This is a genomic window from Ruegeria sp. CDSA221 (genome assembly GCF_059611825.1).
This window is the reverse complement of sequence record NZ_JBXWPK010000001.1, coordinates 165204-188206: the sequence shown is the minus strand read 5'-3', so window position 1 is coordinate 188206 and position 23003 is coordinate 165204. Positions and strand designations below refer to the sequence as shown.

Below are 23003 nucleotides of genomic sequence, written 5' to 3'. Positions count from 1 at the left end.
AGGCAAGCCGCAATGACCACCATCCATCCCATCATACTCTGCGGAGGGTCCGGCACCCGACTGTGGCCCCTGTCGCGCAAAAGTTACCCCAAGCAGTTCGTCCCTCTGATCGGTGATTCAAGCCTGCTTCAGGATTGTGCTGAACGAATGCAGGGACCCAAGGACGCGCCTTATGCCAAGCCGCTGATCCTTACCAATGATGCATTCCGTTTTGTGGTTCCGGAACAACTGGGCGCGATTGGCATAGATCCGGGCCCCATTCTGATCGAACCCGAAGGGCGCAACACAGCACCAGCGGTTCTGGCCGCCGCGTTGTATCTGGCCGCCAGCAACCCGGATGCGATCATGCTTGTCGCCCCATCGGACCATGTCATCCCGGACAAAGCTGCTTTTCATCAGGCAGTTACCGAAGGCGCGCGCGCGATTTCGGATCGTGGGGATCTCGTCACTTTCGGGATCACTCCGGACCGGCCGGAAACCGGCTATGGATATCTCAAGCTCAGCCATGCCCCAGATACGGGCAACACCGCCATTGCGTTGGACCGTTTTGTCGAAAAGCCTGATCTGCGGAATGCCCAAGCCATGATCGCCGATGGCAGCTATCTTTGGAATTCGGGGATATTTCTTTTCGCGGTCAAAGACATAATCGCTGCATTCAAAGAACATGCGTCCGCACTGCTGGACCCGGTCGGCAAGGCCGTCCGTGAGGCAAAGGCCGACCTCGGGTTTCTGCGCCTCGATCCCCGAGCCTGGGGCACGGTCGAGGATATCTCGATCGACTACGCGGTCATGGAGAAAGCCCGCAATCTGAGCGTTGTTCCTTACGCCTCTGGCTGGTCGGATGTCGGCAGCTGGTCGGCAGTTCAAGAGCTGAGCAATCCAGACGCCGATGGCGTTGCCACCACGGGCCAGGTTACCACCATTGACTGCCGGAACGTATTGGTGCGTTCAGAAACCCCCACGCAAGAAGTTGTTGCGATGGGTCTGGAAAACATGATTGCGGTCGCCATGCCTGATGCGGTTTTGGTGGCCAGCATGGACAAGGCTCAGGACGTCAAACAGGCGGTTGCGGCCCTGAAGGCCAAAGGCGCCAAACAAGCGGAATCGCTGCCGGTCGATCATCGCCCTTGGGGCTGGTTCGAAAGCCTGGTCATCGGGGATCGGTTCCAGGTCAAACGCATACACGTTCACCCCGGCGCCTCACTAAGCCTGCAATCCCATCACCACCGGTCTGAACACTGGATCGTTGTTCAGGGCACGGCAAAAGTAACGATCGACGAAGATGTGCGCCTGATCTCTGAAAACCAGTCTGTCTACATCCCGCTCGGCGCCGTTCATCGGATGGAGAATCCGGGCAAGGTGCCGATGGTTCTGATCGAGGTCCAGACCGGGTCTTATCTGGGTGAGGACGACATCATCCGGTACGAGGATGTGTACGCCCGCAGCTAACCTTTAGCGGCGATTGGTAAACTTAAGGGCAGCTTCGGCTGTCCTTTTTCGTTGAATCCAGACCTTTGGCTACGCCCCATGGAATCCTCCAAACGTTAGCAAATGATTATTCGAACGTTCGGTCAGATCAGACCGGATTCATCCTGGGCACGGCAATGTAGCGCGCAATGCAATAGTCGGACCGACAGCTACAGGAGGACGCCGCCCGTGTCACAAAACTCACCCAGATTGGATTTACCTTTCCTGCAACCTTCGCAGGCCCAGAAACACGTCACCCATAACGAGGCGCTGCGTGCTCTGGACCTGATTGTCCAGCTGAGCGTAGCGTCGACAAACGCCTCGGTCCCGCCTGCGGTGCCGGAACAGGGCGAGATTCACGCGCTTGGCGCCAACCCTACCGGGGATTGGGCCGCGCAGCCGGGCGCCCTTGCGGCCTGGTTGGATGACGCCTGGCATTTTGTGACCCCGGGAATCGGCTGGCGGACCTGGGATGAACAGGCCAACCGGTTGAAGATCTGGGACGGCGCAGACTGGTCCGAACCTCAGGTCGCGACCCAGAACCTGGACGGGTTGGGCATCGCAACCGGGTATGACGGCACCAATCGGCTATCGGTCCGGTCGCCTGCGACGTTGCTCAGCCATGACGGGGCGGGGCACCAGTTGAAGATCAACAAGGCAGCGGCCGGGAATACCGCCTCGCTTTTGTTCCAGTCAAACTGGGTCGGTCATGCGGAGATGGGATTGTCCGGCAACACCGGTTTTTCCATCAAAGTCTCGGCTGATGGCGGATCCTGGACCGAGGCGCTGAGCTTTGACCCAGCCACCGGAACAGCCTCAGGCTCTGCCATTCAAAACGATGCCGAAGACATCACCGCAGGTCGCCTGATGCGGGCCGACTATGGCTACTGCCCCGGAAACCTGCTGGGCTCTGTGTCAGAAACCGCCGGGGTGCCAACCGGCGCGGTCGTCGAACGCGGATCAACCGCCAATGGCGAATACGTCCGGTTTGCGGATGGTACACAAATCTGCACGGGCGTTCTGACGGCCACCGATTGCGTGAACGCCGAAGGATCGCTGTATTCCAGCGCCGAGACCGCCTGGAGCTTTCCCGCAGCCTTTGCGTCCGGAACCTCACCCTCGGTCGGTGGCAGTGGCGGCGCGACAAGCCGGTTTATAGGTTTGGGCGCGGCCACTGAAACACAAGTGCCCTTTAAGGTTCTATCGGCATCCTCGGACACAAGCAGCCTGTCCCCAACGGTAATCGCAACCGGTCGCTGGTTCTGAGCTTTAGACCGTCCGGAGCTATGCCCAGGCGGTCATTTGGCGCGCAAATCGGTGTCTGCCTGCTCCAGAAACCACGCATAGGTCTCGCGGATACCATCTTCGAGTCCAACGCGTGCGCGCCACCCCATATCTGCCAGTCGGGACACATCCATCAACTTGCGCAGTGTCCCGTCAGGCTTGCTGACATCCTGAGTGATCTTACCCGTGAATCCGGTTGTTCCGGCCACCAGGGCCGCCAGCTCAGCGATTGAGATATCTTCGCCGCATCCCACATTGATATGGCTCAGCATCGGCTGGGTATTCGCGTCGTAGATATCGCGCGGTAAGTCGAGCACAAACAAGGACGCCTCGGCCATATCATCGACATGCAAAAACTCGCGCCGCGGTTTTCCTGTGCCCCAAATCACCACTTCTTCCAGCCCGTCGCGCTGTGCCTCGTGGAATCTGCGGATCAGGGCCGGCAGGACATGGCTGTTTTCGGGGTGAAAATTGTCTCCGGGTCCGTAAAGATTGGTTGGCATAACCGACCGGTAATCGACGCCATGTTGGCGATTATAGCTTTCACACAGCTTGATCCCGGCGATCTTTGCAACGGCATAGGGTTCGTTGGTGGGTTCCAGCACGCCGGTCAGCAAAGCGTCTTCACGCATGGGCTGAGGCACAGCCCGTGGGTAAATGCACGAGCTGCCCAGTTGCAGCAAATGCTTTACCCCCGCTGCAAAAGCCTGATGGATCACGTTGCATTCAATCATCAGGTTTTCGTAAATGAAATCTGCGGGGTAGGTGTTATTTGCGTGAATCCCACCAACCTTGGCCGCGGCTAGGATCACCATATCCGGACGCTCGGTCTGCATAAAATCACGCACGGCGGATTGATTGGTCAGATCCAGTTCGGAATGCCTGCGCGTGATCAACTCCAGCGCTTCGCCTTCGTCCTTGCGGTTTTGCAAACGGCGCAGGATTGCGCCGCCAACCATACCACGATGCCCGGCAACATAGATCTTACGCATGAGGGCCTCCTCAGCCGTTTTCCAGGCTCATTGGCAGCTCAAACCCGTGCTCTTTCAAAAGCGCGTGACGTTTGGCCGTCTTCAGGTCTTCGGTCACCATCTCAGCGCACATTTCCTGCACGGTCAGTTCTGGTACCCAACCCAGTTTGTTCTTGGCGTTTGAGGGATCGCCCAGAAGGGTCTCGACCTCGGCCGGGCGAAAATATTGCGGGTCTATCCGCATCACGACGTCACCGGGTTTCAATCCCGGGGCTTTGTCCCCCTCGATCGAGACGACAGTCGCGGTTTCGTCAACGCCTGACCCGGTGAATTCCAGTGAAACGCCAAGCTCGGCTGCCGACCATTCAATGAACTGACGTACCGAATACTGAACCCCGGTCGCAATCACGAAATCCTCAGGATTGTCCTGCTGCAGCATCAGCCATTGCATCCGCACATAGTCCTTCGCGTGGCCCCAATCCCGCAGACTGTCGATATTGCCCATGTACAGGCAGCTTTCCAGCCCTTGCGCAATATTTGCCAAACCGCGTGTGATCTTGCGGGTAACAAAAGTTTCGCCCCGGCGCGGGCTTTCGTGGTTAAACAGGATCCCGTTACAGGCATACATGCCATAGGCCTCACGGTAATTGACCGTGATCCAGTACGAATAAAGTTTGGCAACCGCATAAGGTGACCGTGGGTGGAACGGGGTGGTTTCGCGTTGCGGGGTCTCTTGCACCAGACCGTAGAGTTCCGAGGTCGAGGCCTGATAGAAGCGTGTCTTTTTCTCGAGCCCGAGAAAACGTATCGCTTCCAGCAAACGCAAAGTACCAATGGCATCCACATCCGCAGTGTATTCCGGGGATTCAAAACTGACGGCCACATGGGACTGTGCGCCAAGGTTATAGACCTCGTCCGGCTGCACTTCGCGAATGATTCGCGTCAGGTTAGACGTATCGCTCAGATCTCCATAGTGCAGGTGCAGTTTGGGATTGGGAACGTGTGGATCCTGATAGATGTGGTCGATGCGTTGCGTGTTGAATGAGGACGCGCGGCGCTTAATACCGTGAACTTCATAACCTTTTTCCAACAAAAACTCGGCTAGATACGATCCGTCTTGTCCGGTAATCCCGGTGATTAATGCCGTTTTTGTCATAGTTCCGCCCTACGAAAACAAATGTGTATGATTGCCGACCCAAAAACAGCAAGAATCCCCGGAATGCAACCCAAGCACGCTGACAGGCATTGAAACCGGCGGAACTTTCTTCGAATGTGTGCGCGCCAAAGGCGGTATTTGTTAAGAAGGGTATTTTAGTATGCGTATTGCGATGATCGGAACCGGCTATGTAGGTTTGGTGTCCGGGGTATGTTTTTCCGATTTCGGCCATGATGTCATTTGCGTCGACAAGGCCGAACAGAAAATTGAGATGCTGCAGGCTGGCGAAGTCCCGATATATGAGCCCGGGCTTGACGTCCTGATGGCCAAAAACGTAGCCGCTGGTCGGCTCAGCTTTTCCACGGACCTGGCCGCAGCAGTGGATGGTGCGGATGCTGTTTTTATTGCCGTGGGCACGCCCACACGTCGCGGGGACGGTCACGCCGATCTGACTTATGTGATGGCCGCCGCAGAAGAAATTGCGCATGCGATTACGGGCTACACTGTGGTGGTAACCAAATCGACCGTTCCAGTTGGCACCAATCGCAAGGTGCATCAGGTCATTTCTGCCGCCAACCCGAAGGCCGAATTCGACGTCGCCTCGAACCCTGAATTCTTGCGCGAAGGGGCCGCCATTGATGATTTCATGCGCCCGGATCGTGTGGTTGTCGGCGTTGAATCAGACCGCGCCGCCGATGTCATGGCGGAAATATACCGCCCGCTTTACCTGCGGGACTTCCCGATCCTGACCACCGATCTGGAAAGCGCAGAGATGATCAAATACGCCGCTAACGCGTTTCTTGCGACCAAGATCACCTTTATAAATGAGATCGCAGGCCTGTGCGAACGTGTTGGCGGCGACGTGAAAGAGGTCGCCCGAGGCATCGGTCTGGATGGACGCATTGGCAATAAATTCCTACATGCAGGTCCGGGATATGGCGGATCGTGCTTTCCAAAAGACACCGCCGCTCTGGCCCGGATCGGTCAGGAACATGCCCACCCGATGCAGATCACCGAAACCGTCATCCGGGTGAATGACGAGGTCAAGAAACGGATGATCCAGAAAATCCGAGATGTCTGCGACGACAGTTTCAATGGAAAAACGATCGCTGTTCTGGGCGTGACCTTCAAACCCAATACCGACGATATGCGTGATGCGCCCTCGTTAACTATCGTGCCTGCACTGATCGGTGGTGGGGCAACGGTGCGGGTTGTCGACCCTCAGGGGCGTTCCGAAGGTGAGGCCCTGCTGCCCGGCGTCGAATGGTGCGAAGACCCCTATGCTGCTGCTGCTGATGCGGATGTCGTTGTGCTGTTGACCGAATGGAACGAGTTCCGTGCGCTCAATCTGAGCGAACTAGCTGGCACGATGAAATCCCCCCGAATGGTCGATCTGCGCAATATCTATTCCGAACCCGCCGTCAAGAAATCCGGCTTCGATAGTTACGTCGGTATTGGGCGCTGATCTTCGGATCAAGTTTGGATGGCCGATTCAAAACAACCGGCCATCCGTCATTCATTTTGTCAAAACGCCGCCAGATCCCTGAGGAACAGCGCGATACCCGGGAAGTAGATCAGCATAGCCGTCATCAGCGCCAGGATCGCGAAGAACGGCAAAGTGCCCCGGATCACCTCAAGATAAGGTCTGTTGAAAATCGCGATTGCGGTGAAGATATCGCAGCCAAACGGCGGTGTTGCTGATCCGATGGCCATCTGCAGCGTCACCATAACCCCGACAAGAACCGGATCAATCCCCGAGGCATCCACGATCGGAACGAAGATTGGCGTAAGGATGACAAGCACGACCAGCGAGTCGACGAACATACATCCCACGAAGAAGCACAGCGCGATGATGAACAGGATGTATTCCTGCGACGCGCCTTCCAGGTTCAGCGGCTCTAACAAGCCCTGTGGGATCTGTTCGAAGGAAATATACCAGGAGAACGCCTGACCGATCCCGACAAGGATGAACACAACCGCCGTAATCAATCCTGTGCTGAGAGCGGAATCCAAAACGTCGTTGAGTTTCAGTTCCCGATAAATCACGCATTCGACGATCAGCGCATAAAGCACCGAAAACGAGGCTGCTTCGGTCGGGGTCACTGCGCCGGTGTAGATACCGCCGACGATCAGGACCGGGAAACCAAGCGGCAGTATGGCCTTGCGAAACGCTGCGCGCCGCTCGGCCCCGGATTTCTTTGGCACCCGCGCGATCAGATCGCCCTGCAGGACGCTGTAGAAATAGCAATAGACCGAAAACATCAGCGCCAGAACAACGCCCGGACCAATTCCTGCAATGAACAGTTCGCCCACGCTGGTATTGGCCAGCGTGCCATATAGGATCATCCCGATGCTTGGAGGGATAAGGAAGGCGATGTCGCTGGCATTGATGATCAACGCCATGACAAAACTGTCCTTGTAACCGGCCTTCAGCAGCTTTGGCCGCATGATCTGACCAATCGAAACCACGGTAGCCTGAGTCGAACCCGAAACCGAGCCGAACAATGTGCAACTGATGCAGGCCGTGATCGGCAATCCGGCCCGGCGGTGACCGACAAAGGCTTCGATCAGCCCCAGCAGATTGTTGGCCGTATGACCTCTCGCCATGATATCGGCGGCGAATATGAACATCGGCACAGCGATCAGCGCGTTTGGCGAAATGCCGGTGACCATCTGCTGGATGATGACGCCAGTATCGCTTTGCGAGAAATGAACAAGGCCAATCAGCGTGGCAACCGCTAGCGGAACAACCATCGGGTAGCTGAGGAACAGCAGAACCACCATCGCCACGACCAGAGCAAAGGTGATTACATAGATATCCAGCTCACCAGCTATGACATCGCCAAAGAAATCAAGGAATCCGGGCATCTCAGACTCCTACATCCACTGCGTCATTGTCCTCGACCTCGTACGAGTGCCAGATGCCGACATGAGTGACATTCATGATGAATGCGATCAGATATTGCAGGCTGGCCATAAACAGGCCGACCGGGATCACCGAGTAGATGATATAGACCGGAAACTGCAGCGCCGGGCTCAGACGGTTCAGCTCTTTGATCTCAAGCACGTAGAACACGGACTTATAGGCCAAAAAGGCCAGCAGCATGCTGGTCGTGATCGAAATCAGCGTCAGGATCACTTTCTTGGACCGGCGGGACAGCGTGTCATAAACCGCCGTCATCCGAATGTTCCGACCTTTCCGAACCGCATAGGCAAATCCAAAAAAGGTCACGCTGACAATCAGAAACTGGTTCAGCTCTTCCGAGAAGAACAGGCTTTTGCCAAAGGCGTAGCGGCCAATGGCGTTAGCGGTCGAATTCACCATCATCAACAATATGGCCAGAATGATAACGAATTTCTCGATGAACTCGGTGCCCCTACTCAGGGCGACCAATGCGCTTTTCATGATTTTCCCTCCCTCGGCCCGCCAGTCAGCGTTCCGTAAATGAAAGACGCGACGCCTGAATGAGACGCCGCGCCTTTCAGTGATGTCAGCTCTTATTGCGACGCATCGCTCACCTCGTTAAGCAGGCCGTCGAGGATCTTCTGGGCTTGCGCGCGGGCCGCAGGTTTCTCGGCGTCGTCATAGGCGTTTTCGACCACATCGAAGAATGTTTTATGCAATGTGGCGCTTTGGGCTTCAAAGACAGCGCGCTCGTCCTCAGTCAAGACGATGACCTGCAGATCGGGGCGCTCGGCCTTGATCTTGTCCATGTTTTCCAGATTGATCTTGATCTGATAATCATGCGCAGCCTGCTCGCCCTCGGCGATGGCGTTCTTGACCATCTCTTGCTGATCCGCGGGCAGACCGTTGAACCATTCACTGTTGGTGGAAACGGTGCCGACGTAAGGAAGCTGGCCCGGGAAGATCAGGTAATCCTGAACCTCATGCCACTTGGCGTTGTAGATGAAATAGATCGGGTTCACCATGCCATCGACGGTCTTCAACTGCAGCGCGCCATAGACCTCGCCCCAGGACAAAGGAGTCGGGTTAGCGCCAAACGCCTTGAAGGTTTCCACCGGAATGGTCGAGGTGAAGGTACGGATTTTCTGGCCTTCAAAATCCGCCGGGCTGCGGATCGCCTTGTTGGCGCCCCAGGCCATGTCGCCTTCCGAGATCATAGTGAGCAGCTTGAGGTTCACCTTCTCGAATTTCTCGCTGAGGTCTTCATAGATGGTCGGGCTGGTGGTCAGAACCTCGCGGATCACGTCGATATCACCGCCCAGAACATAGGGCAGATCAAGAACCTGTGCCTCGGGCACATAAGATCCAAGATGACCGGTGCCAACAGATACGAACTGGACCGTACCCTTAGATGTCAGCTCGACAATATCGTTCTCGGTACCCAACTGACCGTAGTAGTAGATACGCACTTTGATGTCGCCATCGGACTGCTCTTTGACACTTTCGGCGAAGGCCTGTGCAAAGATATCCTGTACGTCGCCTTTGTCCTCTTCCGAGGCGAATTTCCAGGTGTCCGCAAAGGCAGCAGTCGACAGACCTGCCGCGAAAACCGCCGAGGTTATCAGCTTGCTAAAAATGGATGTCATTCTGTTAGTCCTTTCTTGCCCGCTCATGCGAGCCCTTCTGAGATGATGACAAGAGGACGTAATTCCTGCGTCCTCGCCTGTTGGTTGGTTCTCTTGCACAGGGCGCCGTAACCGGCCGCGCCTGACGGCGTGGTCGCGATTCCAAGTGCTGTGACAGCTTCTGCGGCTGCCTGGCCTTCTTCTTCGGAAAGGGTTTCGTAGCTCACGCCGCAGCGCTCGAGCACATCCCAGGCCACGATCGACGGTGCCTTGCAGTCAAGCCGACCCATATTCGAATCCGGCCCATCGCTGCGGGTGGCCCGTCCGGCCAAGTGACTGGCCCGCAAACAGGACGCAGCGCCGGGTTCGACAACGATCAGTTCAGGTTGTTCCGCCCAGTTCAGACGGATCATATGCGACATTGCAGCGGCCAACCCACCGACACCGGCCTGCAGATAGACATGCGTAGGCCACTGCCCCGAGGCCTCGAACCGCGCGCGCAACTCTTCGGCGATGACGCAATAGCCCTCCATCACCAGTTTCGGAATCTCGGTGTAACCAGGCCAGGTTCCGTCGGCCAAAAGCGTGGCACCGGTGGTTTTGGCGTCAGCAATAGCGGCGGCGACGCTTTCGTCATAAACATCGCCCGAACGGACAACCTCGGCACCGAAGGTTCTAAGACGGTCGCCGAACCCTTGCGGTACGGTCTGCGCCAGATGAATTCGCGCCTTTGCACCCATCGCCCGCGCCCCCGCCGCAACGCCCATTCCGTGGTTGCCTGCACTTGCGCAGACGAATGTGTGGCTAGATGCGAATTCTCGAAAATCGGCATCCTTCATCCGCGTGAAGGAGAGCGTTTCACCTGTATTCTCGTGCCATGCATCCTCGAGAAGGCGTGCAACCGCATAGGGTGCCCCCAAAGCTTTGAAGGCGCCAAGCCCCATACGCTCTGTCTCGTTCTTGGCCAGAATGCTCTGACCATCCGGCCCCGTGATTTCAATCAGCGGCGATACAGCATAGGTCTCTTGCCCCTGAAAAAACTCCTGCGCACGGACGAAATCCGGGGCGAAGCTTAGGTCGTCGGTCGCTATCATGTATTTTTCATCCGCTTTTTCCATGTGCAGAGATTGTGCATGACCGACCTATTTCTATTTATCGTATTTGACCCTAATCTCGATAATATGTTTCAAACCTGCCTCTTCCATCGCGAGGATTTTTCATGAACCAACAACTTGATGATGCAGACACGATAATCCTCAGAACCCTGCAAAGGGATTGTCGAATCGGGTTGGAACAGCTGGCGCAAGAATGCAGTCTTTCAGTTCCCTCGGTGCAGCGGCGGCTCAAGCGGCTGCGAGATTCCGGGCTGATCCTGAAAGAGGTCGCGGTGCTCAACCCGTCGCGCTTTGACTATAAGATGACCTTCATCGTTCTGGTCGAACTTGACCGGGAATCGCTTCAGCAACTCGATCTGTTCCGAAAACGCGCCAGGAACGAGCCGCAAGTTCAGCAATGCTATTATGTGACCGGTGATGCCGACTTTGTTCTTATCTGCGTCGCGCAGGACATGGAGGATTTCGAGGACCTGACCCATCGCTTGTTTTTCGATAACTCGAATGTCCGCAGATTTCGCACATCCGTCGCGATGGACCGTACAAAGATTGGTCTGGAACTTCCGATCTGAACTTGGCGCTTTTGTGCAATTTTTTCTGCTTTAGGGTCGGAAATTTGATGCGAAACACGCAGCCCTATCCTGTAGAACCGATGCAACTCACACGCGGATGAAGAAATGAGCGATTTAGAGAACCGTATGATCGCGCTTCGGCGGGATTTGCACAGGCACCCGGAACTGGGCTTTCAAGAGGCGCGGACCAAGTCGGTTGTCGCTGAACGGCTGCGCGCCCTTGGGATCGAAGTGCACGAAGGCGCAGGCGTTGTCGGTGTGCTTCGATCCGGCGGTGGCAACAAAGCCATTGGCCTGCGTGCTGACATGGATGCGCTTCCAATCACCGAAACCTCGTCCCATGACTATGTCTCGACCTCACCCGGTGTGATGCATGCTTGTGGCCACGATGGACATACAACCATGCTGCTTGGGGCGGCAGAGCGTCTAGCGAAAGAACCTACCTTTGACGGTACGGTTGTTTTTCTATTCCAGCCAAACGAAGAGCACGGCCTGGGCGCGCGCGCGATGATCGACGACGGTGTGCTAGAGCAATTTCCGGTCGAAGAAATCTATGCAATCCACAATTTGCCAGGCGCTCCAACCGGTCAGATTTCGACCCGCGCCGGTATTATCTGTAACAGTGAAACCCTGTTCGAGATCACGGTTAAAGGCCAGGGCGGTCATGCCTCGATGCCACAAACCGGCGTTGATGCAATTACCGTAGGGTCCGAGATTGTGGTGGCATTGCAGACCGTGGTGGCACGAAAGCTTGCGCCCGCCTCTGGCGCGGTAGTGTCCGTGACCGAATTCCTGACGGACGGCCAGCGAAATGTATTGCCGGGCAACGCCACTCTCAAAGGAGATTTTCGCGCCAGATCGCCCGAGGACCGCAACGCCATCGAAGGTTTCATGCGCCAGATCACCGAAGGGATTGCGGCAGCACATGGCATTCAGGCCTCGGTCAGCTTTGATACGCAGTTCGTCGAGACCATCAACGCCCCCACCCCGGCCCTTGCGGTATATCGCGCCGCCGAAGCCGCCGGTTGTGACCTGATCAAAGATCGGGCACCGATGAGTTTTTCAGAGGATTTCGCCCAGTTTTCGGCCGCCGTGCCAGGATGTTTCCTTTTGCTGGGCAATGGCGAGACCGGGCCACATGGCCAACCGCTTCATGCTTCTGACTATGATTTCAATGATGAACTGCTGCCGATCGGAGCTGAATTCTGGGTCCGATTGGTTCAGGACCGGTTGCCCCTGCGAAAGGATCAAAAGTCATGAACGCCCCACGACGTGGTTTTGACCAACAAGAATTCGCAACGCGTACCGCAGCGGCGCAGACAAAGATGGCCGAAACCGGTATGGCGGGCATATTGCTGACAACTGAACCGGATGTGCGCTATTTCAGCGGGTTCCACACACTGTTTTGGCAAAGCCCGACCCGCCCATGGTTCCTGTTCATCCCGGCAACCGGCAAGCCCATCGCAATCATCCCTGAGATCGGCGCAGACCTTATGCGGCGAACCTGGGTCACAGATATCCGCACCTGGGGCGCACCTGCACCAAAGGATGACGGTATCGGGCTGTTGACCGATCTGCTGGCGCCGCTTGCCAGCCGCGGCGAGACTGTTGGCCTGATGAAGGGCCACGAAACCCATTTACGGATGCCCCTTGGCGATTATGAGCGGCTGATCTCGGGCCTGAATGGGCTAAAGATCACTGACGCGACCGAGATCGTCCGAGGCTTGCGAATGGTGAAATCCGATGCCGAGATCGAAAAACTCACCTATATCTGCGCCATCGGGTCGCGCACATTTGAGCGGGTGCCCGAAATCGCCCGCGAAGGGCAGCCGCTTGAGGATGTTTTCCGCTCCTTTCGGCGCGAAGGGCTGGCGCAGGGTGCCGATGATGTTCCGTATTTGGTCGGCGGTGCGGATACGGGTGGCTATCACGACGTCATCTCGCCCCCGTCGCGCCGCCCGCTAGCGCGCGGCGATGTGCTGATGCTCGACACGGGGGCCAACTGGGACGGGTATTTTTGCGACTTCGATCGTAATTGGGCCATTGGCCGCGCCGATGACGCCTCACGCCGTGCATATGATGTTCTTTGGCGCGCGACTGAGGCCGGGATCGCCGCAGCTCGCCCCGGAGCGACTTGCCGAGAATTGTTTCAAGCGATGCAGAAGGTGATCGCTGAGCTCGACGATCAGGGTGGTGACGTCGGCAGGCTGGGTCATGGGCTTGGCATGCAGCTGACCGAATGGCCCTCGCACACCAGTTGGGATACAACTGAGATCACCGAAAATATGGTACTGACCCTTGAACCATCGCTTGGCTATGGCGACGGTCGGGTCATGGTGCACGAAGAGAACATCGTCATACGTGCAAGTGGGGCAGAGCTTTTGACCAAACGCGCCGCGCCCGAACTACCAATCATCTGAGGCCAATCATGAAGCTTGATTTCGAAACAGACGAAGGCATTGGCACCCGCGCCAATCTAGGTGTGATTGTTCTTGAGACTGACGAGACGTTAGAGAACGAATTCTCTCGGATCATGCGCCTAGCTGGTGTCGCGCTCTATCACAGCCGGATTCCGATGGTGCCCGAAATCCGACCCGACACACTGGCGCGGATGGAACAGGACCTGCCTGCGACGGCACGGCTTTTGCCACCATCGCTCAGCTTTGATGCAATCGGATTTGGCTGTACCTCGGCCTCGACCGTGATCGGGTCCGAGAATGTGGCCAAGGTGATAAAGACGGTCTGCCCGGATGCACGTGTGACAGATCCGTTGGCGGCAATCATCGCTGCCGGTCAGCATTTAGGAGCCCGACGATTGGGCTTCGTCACCCCCTATATTCCCGAAGTTTCCGCTGGGATGCGCACAAAGCTGGAACAGGCCGGTTTCGAAATCGCAGGTTTCGGGTCGTTCGAGGAAGGAAATGATCGCGTTGTTGCGCGGATCACAGAAGGGTCGATCCTTGACGCTATTGAAAAGGTCGCGGCTCAAGCGCCCTGCGATGCTGTTATTGTCTCTTGCACGAACCTGCGATGCCTTGACGTCATTGTTCAGGCAGAAGAAAAGATCGGGATTCCAGTCATTTCCAGCAATCAGGCGCTTGCCTGGCATATGCTTCGATTGGCCGGCATTGAGGACCTCAACCCTCAGTTCGGACGGCTCTTTGGATAGAGCGAGAAGGGTGTCCGCCTAGGGCGCTTTCGTTCAAGCAGGCGATTTGAGGCCAAGCGTTGCCAGAGTTGCAGCCATTGTCTGGCCCCAACGGTCCTGCAATGCGCTGTTTGTGTTGCGACGCAGGCCCATTGATTTCAACAGCTCGAACCGTTTCGGGTCATCGCCGCCGAAGGACACCGCAACCCGAGGCCACCAGTAAGTGACCGAGTTCTGCATGTCGTCCGCCGCACCGTTCTCGATCAATTTGACCGCCCCTTCCAACGCCAGCTCGCCATGATGCGCCTCGACCGGGGCGATGGATCGGAAGGCTTCGGCCAGAGGCTGATACGAGATGGTGGAATACTCGGCCAGTTGTTCGGCCACCGCGCGGCTCATCAGCAGATTCATGACCACAGCGTCTGTCCAGCCGGACAGCGGATAGTTGAACACCGCCAGACGCATGTCATGCTCGGACCGGGTGGCCCCGATATCCGCATCCCGCGACAAGCGCATGGTCCAAGGATGGTGATTGGCATAGCGTTCGGTATCTGCGCCAAATTCGCCCATGATGCTGAGAACACAATTTGCGTGATCTGACTTTTCCAGCACGATCTTTGCGGCGGCGATCCGTTCTTTGATCCCCGGCCCCTGATTGATGATGTCGGCAAACCCGGCAGCCCCGGCCAGTTCACTGTCGACAAATGTCGCCATCAGCTTCATCAGCTCGGCCCGATAGCGAGGCGGCACATTCGATGGGTTGGTCAGAACACCGCCTGCGGCCAGATAGCTGTCGAGTGTCATTGAATCGGACATATCTGCCCCCTTTCTACCGGTCGTAATCGACGACCACGCGGTCTGTTACCGGATAGGCCTGGCAGCTTAGCACATAGCCTTTTTCCACTTCGTAATCTTCCAGCGCGTGATTGGCGAGCATCTCGACCTCACCCTCAAGCACCTTGCAGCGGCAGGTCGAACAGACACCCGCCTTGCAGGCAAACGGGGCATCCATAGCGTTTGCCAGGGCCGCCTCAAGAATGGATTGGTCCTTGGGTATGGTTACGGTCTGGGTGGATCCATCCAGCGTGATCGACGCACTGCTCTGATTGCCCTGCGTACCCGTTTCTGCCGAAATTGGCTTAACCTTGGCCCGTCCGGGCTGGGCGCTGGCAAACAGTTCAAACTTGATCTGGCTGTCATCCAGTCCGTGTTCGCGCAATGCGGCGGCAATGCCCAACATCATCGGTTCCGGGCCGCAGATAAATGCGGTGTCGACATGGCCGATATCGACCCAAAGTTTGAACAACTCTGCGCATTTTTCCTGGGTCACCAAACCAGTGAACAGCTCGATCTCTTGTGAATCCGTCTCAAGAACGTGGATCACGTTGAGGCGACCCATATAGAGGTTCTTGAGGTCTTCGAGATCCTCGCGGAACATGATCGTGTTGATGCCCTTATTGGCATAGATAAGGGTAAAGCGTGATTGCGGTTCCTGTGCGAGGGTCGTTTTGAGGATCGACAGGACCGGAGTAATCCCCGAGCCCCCGGCAAAGCCCAGATATTGCTTTTCCGCACCCGCATCTATCGGAGTATGAAAGCTGCCCATCGGCGGCATGGCCTCGACGATGTCGCCGACATTCAGTTCAGTATTCGCCCATCCGGAAAAGGCGCCGCCTTCAACACGTTTGATGCCAACCTGCAGCACGCCTTCATCCTTGCCCGCGCAGATCGAGTAGGACCGGCGCAGTTCTTCGCCCTCAAATTCGCGACGAAATGTCAGATATTGACCGGCGGTGAAATCGAACTGATCTGCAGCGCCGTTCACAGGTTCCAGTGTCACCACCACCGCATCGCGAATGGTTTTGTGGATATCTGTGACTTTCAGGTCGTGGAAACGTGCCATCCGGTGGTCCTCCTCAGATGCACTTGAAATAGTCAAATGGTTCCAGGCAGTCGGTGCATCGCCAATGCGCCTTGCAAGGGGTCGAACCGAACTGGCTGACCTTCTCGACCGCTTTGCTGCCGCAGCGCGGGCAGCGATCCGGGCCGCCTGCCGGTTGTGGTGGGGCAATGCCATAGTCTTCCAGCCGTGCCCGGCCCTTTTCACTGAGCCAGTCGGTGGTCCAAGCCGGGGCGATGCTGGTCTCGATCTGCACGTCACTGATCCCGCGATCGTGCAAGGCGGTTTCGATATCCAGGCTGATAATAGATGTTGCCGGACAGCCGGAATAGGTCGGAGTGACCGTCACCTTCAACGTCTCGTCCTGCCACTGCACATCGCGCACAATGCCAAGATCGACCACCGAAATCACCGGAATTTCAGGGTCAGGAACAGCATCCAGCCATTCCCATATTTGTTTGGTCGATGCCCGATCCATCGGCGTTACCAGCTTGCTTCGGGATAGGCGCGTTGCAGCCACTGCATCTGTGTCAACAGATGACCCAGATGTTCCGTATGCATCCGCCCCTCACGCCCACCTTTATGGGCAAAGCCGCCTTCCGGGATCGTCAAGGTCGCCTCGGTCAGGATCCGCTGCACCAAAGTGTCAAACTCCGCGCGCAGATCCGCGGGGTTCGGCGCAATGCCCGCCGCGACCATCTCGGCGTCAACTTCGTCGCTGGTGAACATCTCGCCGACATACGGCCACAGGTAGTCCAGAGCCGACTGCATCCGGGCGTGGCTTTCCGCTGTTCCGTCCCCCAGACCAACCACCGTGTCGCCCGAGCGTTCCAGGTGATATGCTACCTCTTTGCTGGCTTTCGCGGCAATGGCCGCGACACGGTCATCCGTAGAGTTGAGCAAGCGTCCCAGCATGATGGAATGCCATGCATCGAACAGGAACTGGCGCATCAGGGTCCGGCCAAAATCCCCATTGGGAACCTCGACCAGCAGCACATTGCGGAAATCCCAGGCATCGCGCAGGAAGGCCAGATCGTCAGCGGTTTTGCCGCCTTGGATTTCCCCCGCCAGACCCAACCACATCTGAGTCTGCCCGATCAGGTCCAAGGCCGTGTTGGCCAGTGCGATATCCTCTTCCAGCACCGGCGCATGGCCGCACCATTCACTGACGCGATGGCCAAGGACCAGGTCGTTGTCGCCCATCCGTAGAAGGAATTGTACAAATGCCGTGTCCCGGTCCATCACATGGCCCCCACTTCATCGGGGATGTCGAAAAAGGTCGGGTGACGATAGACCTTGCTTTCGCTGGGCTCGTATAATGGGCCCTTGTCGCTGGGCGAGGAGGCCGAGATATTATTCGCCTCGACTACCCAGATCGACACACCTTCATTGCGGCGGGTATAGACATCGCGCGCGTTCTTGATGGCCATCTCCGCGTCAGGGGCATGCAACGAGCCGACGTGACGGTGGCTCATACCATGCTGACCGCGGATAAAGACTTCCCACAGGGGCCATTCGTTTTTCATCGGGTTTCCTCCTCAGGGTCGACTTATTCGGCAGCCACTGTGCCAGAGCGTTTCTTTTCGGCATGGGCCATCAGCCCGTCGCGCACCCATTTGCCGTCGTCCCAGGCTTGGTTTCGGGCGGCCAGCCGGTCGGTGTTGCAGGGGCCATTGCCACTGATGACATCGAAGAACTCGGACCAGTCAGGTTCTGAGAAATCATAATGACCGCGATCGTCGTTCCAATTCAGCTTTGGGTCAGGGATGGTCAGGCCCAGATACTCGGCCTGTGGCACAGTCTGATCGACGAATTTCTGACGCAGCTCGTCATTGGTGTTCATCTTGATCTTCCATTTCATCGACTGCGTCGAATGCACCGAGTCCTTGTCGGACGGTCCAAACATCATCAGCGATGGGTACCAAAAGCGGTTCAAAGCGTCCTGCGCCATTCGTTTCTGTTCCGGCGTGCCTTCGGCCATCTTGCGGATGGCGTCATAGCCCTGACGCTGATGAAAGCTCTCTTCTTTGCAGATGCGGATCATGGCGCGTGAATACGGACCGTAGGACGTACGCTGCAACGGCACCTGGTTCATGATCGCGGCGCCATCCACCAGCCAGCCAACGGCACCAACATCAGCCCAGTTCAGGGTGGGATAGTTGAAGATGGACGAGTATTTCATGCGCCCGTCCAGCAGCATTTCGGTGATCTCATCCCGGCTGACACCCAGTGTTTCGGCGGCGCAGTAAAGGTACAGACCATGCCCGGCCTCGTCCTGAACTTTTGCCAACAGGATCGCCTTGCGTTCCAGTGTGGGTGCCCGCGTGATCCAGTTCGCCTCGGGCAGTTGCCCAACGATTTCGGAATGGGCGTGCTGGCCGATCTGGCGGATCAGCGTCTTGCGATAGCCTTCGGGCATCCAATCCTTAGGTTCGATCTTTTCGTCAGCGTCTATGCGCGCCTGAAAGGCAGCAAGCTTTGCAGGATCTTCCTGTGTCGCCTCGGACTTAACCATCTGAGCATACATGTCCCGTCATCTCCCCTATACGCGTTCAAGAATAAGCGCTGCGCCCTGTCCGACGCCGACACACATGGTGCACAGCGCGTATCGCCCGCCCGTGCGCCGCAACTGATAGGCCGCGGTCATAACCAACCTTGCGCCGGACATGCCCAACGGGTGGCCAATGGCAATCGCGCCCCCATTCGGGTTCACCTGTGGCGCGTCGTCTGGCAGGCCCAGTTCGCGCAGTGTCGCCAGACCCTGGGACGCGAAGGCCTCATTCAACTCTATCACGTCCATTTGCTCGATGCTCAGCCCGGCGCGAGCCAAAACTTTGCGGCTAGCCGGAACCGGGCCAATGCCCATGACACGCGGCTCAACCCCGGCGACAGACATGCCCACGACCCGGGCCATCGGGGTCAGGCCGTTCTTTGACGCTGCCGCCTCATTGGCCATCAAAATGGCCGCAGCGCCGTCATTGACGCCCGAGGCGTTGCCAGCGGTTACCGTCTTATCCGGCCCGTTGACACCTTTGAGACCAGACAGTTTGTCCACGGTAACATCTGGGCGCGGATGTTCATCCGTATCGACAATGATCGGATCGCCCTTGCGTTGCGGGATCGTGACCGGGGTGATTTCATCCCGGAACAGACCTGCCTCGTGCGCGGCGGCCCATCGGGCCTGACTGCGCGCCGCAAAAGCATCTTGGTCATCGCGGCTGATACCAAAGTCTTCGGCCACATTGTCGGCCGTTTGCGGCATCGAGTCGATGCCATAGGCCTGTTTCATCTTCGGGTTCACAAAGCGCCAGCCGATCGTCGTATCATAGACCGCATTGCTGCGGGTAAAGGCCGAGGTCGCCTTGGGCATCACAAAGGGCGCCCGCGACATGCTTTCGACGCCGCCGGCCACAGCCAGATCATAATCGCCCGCCTTGATGCCCCGCGCCGCCATTCCAACCGCATCCATTCCACTGGCGCACAATCGGTTCACTGTTGTTCCGGGCACATCAACCGGCAATCCAGCCAACAAGGCCGCCATCCGCGCCACATTGCGGTTGCTTTCACCCGCCTGATTGGCATCGCCATAGATCACATCATCAACGCTGGCCCAATCAACCTGCGGGTTGCGCTCTTTCAGGGCGGCCAATGGAATCGCGGCCAGATCATCTGTCCTGACTGACGACAAAGCCCCCCCATATCGCCCAATCGGAGTGCGCGTCGCGTCGCAAATGAATGCGTCCATCACTTAGTTCTCCTGTAGGTGCTGATCCGTATCATTGACCGCATGGTCGGTTTTTAGGGCGTCCATCGATTCGAGGCAAGCTTTATGTTACGAGTTCTTTTTACTTTTTAGTTTTTCTGTAACATTAAGCGAGAGAGAAACGCCCGCATTGATCGCCGAATGACCAGCATCGGGCGGATCAGATAGGTGACGCTAAAGAAAACCTAGCTGTCCAGCTCGGCTTCCAAGGATGTTAAATCCGGGCGCGGCAGTTTTTCCAACAACTGAGATACAGCCGCCCGGCATGTAGCGCCTTTCCAGTCAGCGGGCAGAAACGCTGCAGGAAAGGCGGGATGGCGCAGAACAATACGACGCCAATTATGCACGATCAGGACACGCAGAATGGCCGTCTTCATCGGGTCGCCCGCCCCCTCGGGCGGCATCTCTTGGCCGATGATCTGTGTCGATCTCAAGAACTGATCATAGGCGGTTTTCAACGCCTCTGGCCCGCATATACCCCGAAGCCAACCAGGAACAGAGATAGCGTTGCTTTCCACGCCCATCAGCTCTTCAAGACCCGCCGGAACCTGACCCGGAGCCATCGACGTTGCGGGATTGAGAGAGATGTAGTCCCCAGTCAGCATCAGGTCAGCCAGTTCCTTGCGCGATGAGTCCGAATTGCTGGCGATAAGTACATGCCAGAGGCCGGGTTCCGGCGTTTCCTTGGCATAGATACGCGGTGCGGCGGTCACACTCTGATGACGGCCAAACGCGGTCAGGCGGTGAAAGCTGCTGCGCCCTTTGCGGGTGCTTTCGATCCAGCCATCCTTGCGCAGCCGATGCAGGGCAACACGCGTGGCTTCGGCCTTGATCCCGGCAAGGCTGGTCAGTGCGGTGATCACCGCACCACTTATCTGATCTGTTTCTTCCTGCGCCAGATCACCGAATATCGTCACCAGCACGGACCACACCCGTAGCGTACCCTCAGAGGTCAGATGGCTAACGCAGGTTTCAAACCAATCGGGGGCTGAATCTTTCATACGGCAAGTATAATCGGGCCAGATCGAATTACCATCCGGCCCAAGAATCTTAGTAGGCCACCATGGTCAGCAGCTCATATTCGGCCACAGGCTCATCATCTTGTTGGGTCAGGGTGGCATGCCAGCGCACCTCGCCATATTCATCATTGCGGCGGGTTTTCTTTTTGACCGTCAGGCGCACCTTGATGCTGTCGCCTGCCTCTACCGGTTTCATAAACCGCAGGTTATCGAGCCCAGTATTGGCCAGGACCGGCCCTTCGTTCGGTTCCACAAAAAGACCCGCCGCGAAAGACAGCAAAAGATATCCATGTGCGACCCGGCCCGGAAAGAACGGGTTACGCTCAGCTGCGGCCTGATCCATATGGGCATAGAAGGTGTCGCCGGTGAATTCGGCGAAATGTTCAATGTCTTCCATGGTCACGGTCCGCGGTGCGGTGTGGATCGTCTCACCAATGGCCAGATCGTGATAGCGGCGTGTAAATGGATGGGCTGGCGCATTGACCTCGGCTGCACCCGGCACCCATCTCTCGCCAATAGCTGTCAAAATGTCCGGCGATCCTTGAATCGCCGTACGTTGCATATAATGCATCACACCGCGCACACCGCCCATTTCCTCGCCACCGCCAGCGCGGCCGGGACCGCCATGGACCATATGCGGCAAAGGAGAGCCATGGCCTGTGGATTCTTTCATCGAGTCTCGGTTGTTGAAATAGAGCCGCCCATGATAGGCCCCTGCCCCCATAACAAATTTGCGGGCAACATCAGCATCATGTGTGATGACTGAGGCCACCAGAGACCCCTGCCCTCGGTTCGCCAGCTCAATCGCGTGGTCGGTATCGCGATAGCCCATGATTGTACTGACGGGCCCAAAGGCTTCGGTATCATGCACACGTTGCGCGGCATCGGGATCGCTGCAATGGAACAGCATCGGTGGCAGAAAGGCGCCCTTATCCGCATCGGCCCCATCGACCACGAAGTCGTCCGGATTGCCAAAGACGCACTCGGCCTCGTGCCCTATAATCGCGGCCTTCTCCAAAACATCGCGCTTCTGACTGGCCGAGACCAGCGCACCCATTCGGGTGGTTTCCAGTTTCGGATCCCCAATGGTGGTCTTTGCCAAACGCGCGGACAGCGCCTCAATAACGGCCTGCACATGCGGCTCGGGCGCGATGATCCTGCGGATGGCAGTGCATTTCTGACCCGCCTTAGTGGTCATCTCGCGCTGAACCTCTTTGACGAACAGATCGAATTCGGGCGTTCCCGGCGCGGCATCAGGGCCCAGGACCGAGCAGTTCAAGCTGTCCTGTTCCGCCACGAACCGGACCGAATTTTCCAGGATTACGGGGTTCGCGCGCAGCTTCAGCGCCGTATCCGCCGAGCCGGTAAAGCTGACCACATCCTGCATGGTCAGGCGATCGAGCATGTCGCCCAGCCCGCCTGACACCAGTTGCAATGCACCGTTGGGCAATATGCCCGACTCGAGCATCAGCCGAACGCACAGCTCAGTCACATAGCAGGAATTTGTGGCCGGTTTGACGATGGCCGGAACCCCCGCCAGAAGAGTCGGAGCCAGCTTTTCCAGCATGCCCCAGACCGGAAAGTTGAAAGCGTTGATATGGATCGCAACACCTTTCAACGGGGTGCAGATATGCTGCCCCAGAAAGGTGCCATTGCGCGAAAGCTGCTCGACCTCGCCGTCGAGATAGACATGCCCGTCCGGCATCTCGCGCCGCCCTTTTGAGGCAAAGACGAACATCGTGCCAATACCGCCGTCAATGTCGATCAGATGATCCGCCTGGGTTGCGCCGGTATTGAAGGACAGATCGTACATCGCCTGCTTGTGCTTGCCCAGATGAACAGACAGCGCCTTGAGCATCTTGGCCCGCTGGTGAAACGTCATCTTGCGCAGCGCAGGACCACCAACATTGCGCGCATGATGCAGCATTCCCTGAACGTCCAAGGCGTTGTTTCCGGCTGTTGCGATCACCTCTCCCGTCACCGCGCTTGCGATGTTGCGAGCACCTGCCCCCGGCGCAATCCACTCGCCCGCAGCAAAACTTGAAATCTGTTGGATCGTCATAGGTCTCTCCTTACTCGCG

Annotated in this window: 22 protein-coding genes; 7 read left to right on the top strand and 15 right to left on the bottom strand. The window is 57.2% G+C overall.

The features are described from left to right. Window positions 1-12: 12 nt before the first annotated feature. The gene (locus AC2FJ5_RS00910) at window positions 13-1449 is read left to right on the top strand and encodes a mannose-1-phosphate guanylyltransferase/mannose-6-phosphate isomerase (RefSeq protein ID WP_281972869.1); all 1437 of its coding nucleotides are present in this window, start codon (window positions 13-15) and stop codon (window positions 1447-1449) included. Between the two features lie 207 nt (window positions 1450-1656). Next, a complete protein-coding gene (locus tag AC2FJ5_RS00905) occupies window positions 1657-2733 on the top strand; it encodes a DUF2793 domain-containing protein (protein ID WP_281972868.1) in 1077 nt (358 codons plus the stop codon). Window positions 2734-2765: 32 nt separating this feature from the next. Here AC2FJ5_RS00905 and fcl read toward each other — a convergent pair whose 3' ends face one another. Together fcl and gmd are read right to left on the bottom strand one after the other, a co-directional pair. Then, window positions 2766-3743, bottom strand: a complete 978-nt coding sequence (gene fcl / locus AC2FJ5_RS00900) for a GDP-L-fucose synthase (RefSeq protein WP_496792063.1) — start codon at window positions 3741-3743, stop codon at window positions 2766-2768. Between the two features lie 10 nt (window positions 3744-3753). Then, complete coding sequence (gmd, locus tag AC2FJ5_RS00895) at window positions 3754-4878, bottom strand: GDP-mannose 4,6-dehydratase (protein ID WP_142639846.1); 1125 nt, start codon at window positions 4876-4878, stop codon at window positions 3754-3756. A gap of 160 nt (window positions 4879-5038) precedes the next feature. On the opposite strand from gmd, the gene AC2FJ5_RS00890 reads away from it, so the two are divergent. After that, entirely contained in the window at window positions 5039-6343 is a 1305-nt protein-coding gene (locus AC2FJ5_RS00890) for a UDP-glucose dehydrogenase family protein (RefSeq protein ID WP_142639848.1), read from the top strand. A gap of 59 nt (window positions 6344-6402) precedes the next feature. Here the strand turns inward: AC2FJ5_RS00890 and AC2FJ5_RS00885 are convergent, their stop codons facing one another. From AC2FJ5_RS00885 to AC2FJ5_RS00870, 4 genes are all read right to left on the bottom strand, one after another. Then, a complete protein-coding gene (locus AC2FJ5_RS00885; protein WP_416383921.1) occupies window positions 6403-7686 on the bottom strand; it encodes a TRAP transporter large permease in 1284 nt (427 codons plus the stop codon). A gap of 61 nt (window positions 7687-7747) precedes the next feature. Beyond that, window positions 7748-8284 (bottom strand): TRAP transporter small permease, encoded by a 537-nt coding sequence (locus AC2FJ5_RS00880; protein ID WP_271949035.1) that lies wholly within the window; start codon window positions 8282-8284, stop codon window positions 7748-7750. A 92-nt stretch (window positions 8285-8376) separates the two neighbouring features. Next, window positions 8377-9429: a TRAP transporter substrate-binding protein gene (locus AC2FJ5_RS00875; RefSeq protein ID WP_496792062.1), complete on the bottom strand. Its 1053-nt coding sequence runs from the start codon at window positions 9427-9429 to the stop codon at window positions 8377-8379. Window positions 9430-9452: 23 nt separating this feature from the next. Further along, window positions 9453-10526 carry a pyridoxal-phosphate dependent enzyme gene (locus AC2FJ5_RS00870; protein WP_496792061.1) on the bottom strand — a complete coding sequence of 358 codons (1074 nt, stop codon included), beginning with the start codon at window positions 10524-10526 and terminating at the stop codon, window positions 9453-9455. A gap of 101 nt (window positions 10527-10627) precedes the next feature. On the opposite strand from AC2FJ5_RS00870, the gene AC2FJ5_RS00865 reads away from it, so the two are divergent. The 4 genes from AC2FJ5_RS00865 to AC2FJ5_RS00850 all read left to right on the top strand — a co-directional run bounded on the left by AC2FJ5_RS00865 (window position 10628) and on the right by AC2FJ5_RS00850 (window position 14261). Then, entirely contained in the window at window positions 10628-11092 is a 465-nt protein-coding gene (locus AC2FJ5_RS00865) for an Lrp/AsnC family transcriptional regulator (RefSeq protein ID WP_271949042.1), read from the top strand. 105 nt (window positions 11093-11197) lie between these two features. Further along, the gene (locus AC2FJ5_RS00860; RefSeq protein ID WP_496792059.1) at window positions 11198-12352 is read left to right on the top strand and encodes an amidohydrolase; all 1155 of its coding nucleotides are present in this window, start codon (window positions 11198-11200) and stop codon (window positions 12350-12352) included. After that, window positions 12349-13512, top strand: a complete 1164-nt coding sequence (locus tag AC2FJ5_RS00855; RefSeq protein WP_496792058.1) for a M24 family metallopeptidase — start codon at window positions 12349-12351, stop codon at window positions 13510-13512. Before AC2FJ5_RS00860 ends, AC2FJ5_RS00855 begins: the two co-directional genes overlap by 4 nt. 8 nt (window positions 13513-13520) lie before the next feature. Next, window positions 13521-14261, top strand: coding sequence for a maleate cis-trans isomerase family protein (locus AC2FJ5_RS00850; protein ID WP_271949047.1), 741 nt, complete (start codon window positions 13521-13523; stop codon window positions 14259-14261). 33 nt (window positions 14262-14294) lie between these two features. Here AC2FJ5_RS00850 and AC2FJ5_RS00845 read toward each other — a convergent pair whose 3' ends face one another. The 9 genes from AC2FJ5_RS00845 to paaZ form a co-directional block, all read right to left on the bottom strand. Further along, window positions 14295-15056, bottom strand: coding sequence for a Phenylacetic acid catabolic protein (locus AC2FJ5_RS00845; protein WP_271949049.1), 762 nt, complete (start codon window positions 15054-15056; stop codon window positions 14295-14297). 13 nt (window positions 15057-15069) lie between these two features. Next, window positions 15070-16143 (bottom strand): 2Fe-2S iron-sulfur cluster-binding protein, encoded by a 1074-nt coding sequence (locus tag AC2FJ5_RS00840; protein WP_496792057.1) that lies wholly within the window; start codon window positions 16141-16143, stop codon window positions 15070-15072. Window positions 16144-16156: 13 nt separating this feature from the next. Beyond that, window positions 16157-16618 (bottom strand): 1,2-phenylacetyl-CoA epoxidase subunit PaaD, encoded by a 462-nt coding sequence (gene paaD / locus AC2FJ5_RS00835; RefSeq protein WP_142639942.1) that lies wholly within the window; start codon window positions 16616-16618, stop codon window positions 16157-16159. Between the two features lie 5 nt (window positions 16619-16623). Next, window positions 16624-17382 (bottom strand): 1,2-phenylacetyl-CoA epoxidase subunit PaaC, encoded by a 759-nt coding sequence (gene paaC, locus AC2FJ5_RS00830; RefSeq protein ID WP_496792055.1) that lies wholly within the window; start codon window positions 17380-17382, stop codon window positions 16624-16626. Then, on the bottom strand, window positions 17382-17666 hold the full coding sequence (gene paaB, locus AC2FJ5_RS00825; protein WP_142639870.1) for a 1,2-phenylacetyl-CoA epoxidase subunit PaaB: 285 nt from the start codon (window positions 17664-17666) through the stop codon (window positions 17382-17384). Before paaB ends, paaC begins: the two co-directional genes overlap by 1 nt. Before the next feature lie 23 nt (window positions 17667-17689). Continuing rightward, entirely contained in the window at window positions 17690-18667 is a 978-nt protein-coding gene (gene paaA / locus AC2FJ5_RS00820; protein WP_281972861.1) for a 1,2-phenylacetyl-CoA epoxidase subunit PaaA, read from the bottom strand. Window positions 18668-18682: 15 nt separating this feature from the next. Further along, window positions 18683-19885 (bottom strand): 3-oxoadipyl-CoA thiolase, encoded by a 1203-nt coding sequence (gene pcaF, locus AC2FJ5_RS00815; RefSeq protein WP_282021795.1) that lies wholly within the window; start codon window positions 19883-19885, stop codon window positions 18683-18685. 203 nt (window positions 19886-20088) lie between these two features. Next, window positions 20089-20904 carry a PaaX family transcriptional regulator C-terminal domain-containing protein gene (locus tag AC2FJ5_RS00810; RefSeq protein WP_496792054.1) on the bottom strand — a complete coding sequence of 272 codons (816 nt, stop codon included), beginning with the start codon at window positions 20902-20904 and terminating at the stop codon, window positions 20089-20091. A 49-nt stretch (window positions 20905-20953) separates the two neighbouring features. Next, the gene (paaZ, locus tag AC2FJ5_RS00805) at window positions 20954-22984 is read right to left on the bottom strand and encodes a phenylacetic acid degradation bifunctional protein PaaZ (RefSeq protein WP_496792053.1); all 2031 of its coding nucleotides are present in this window, start codon (window positions 22982-22984) and stop codon (window positions 20954-20956) included. Window positions 22985-23003: the final 19 nt, after the last annotated feature.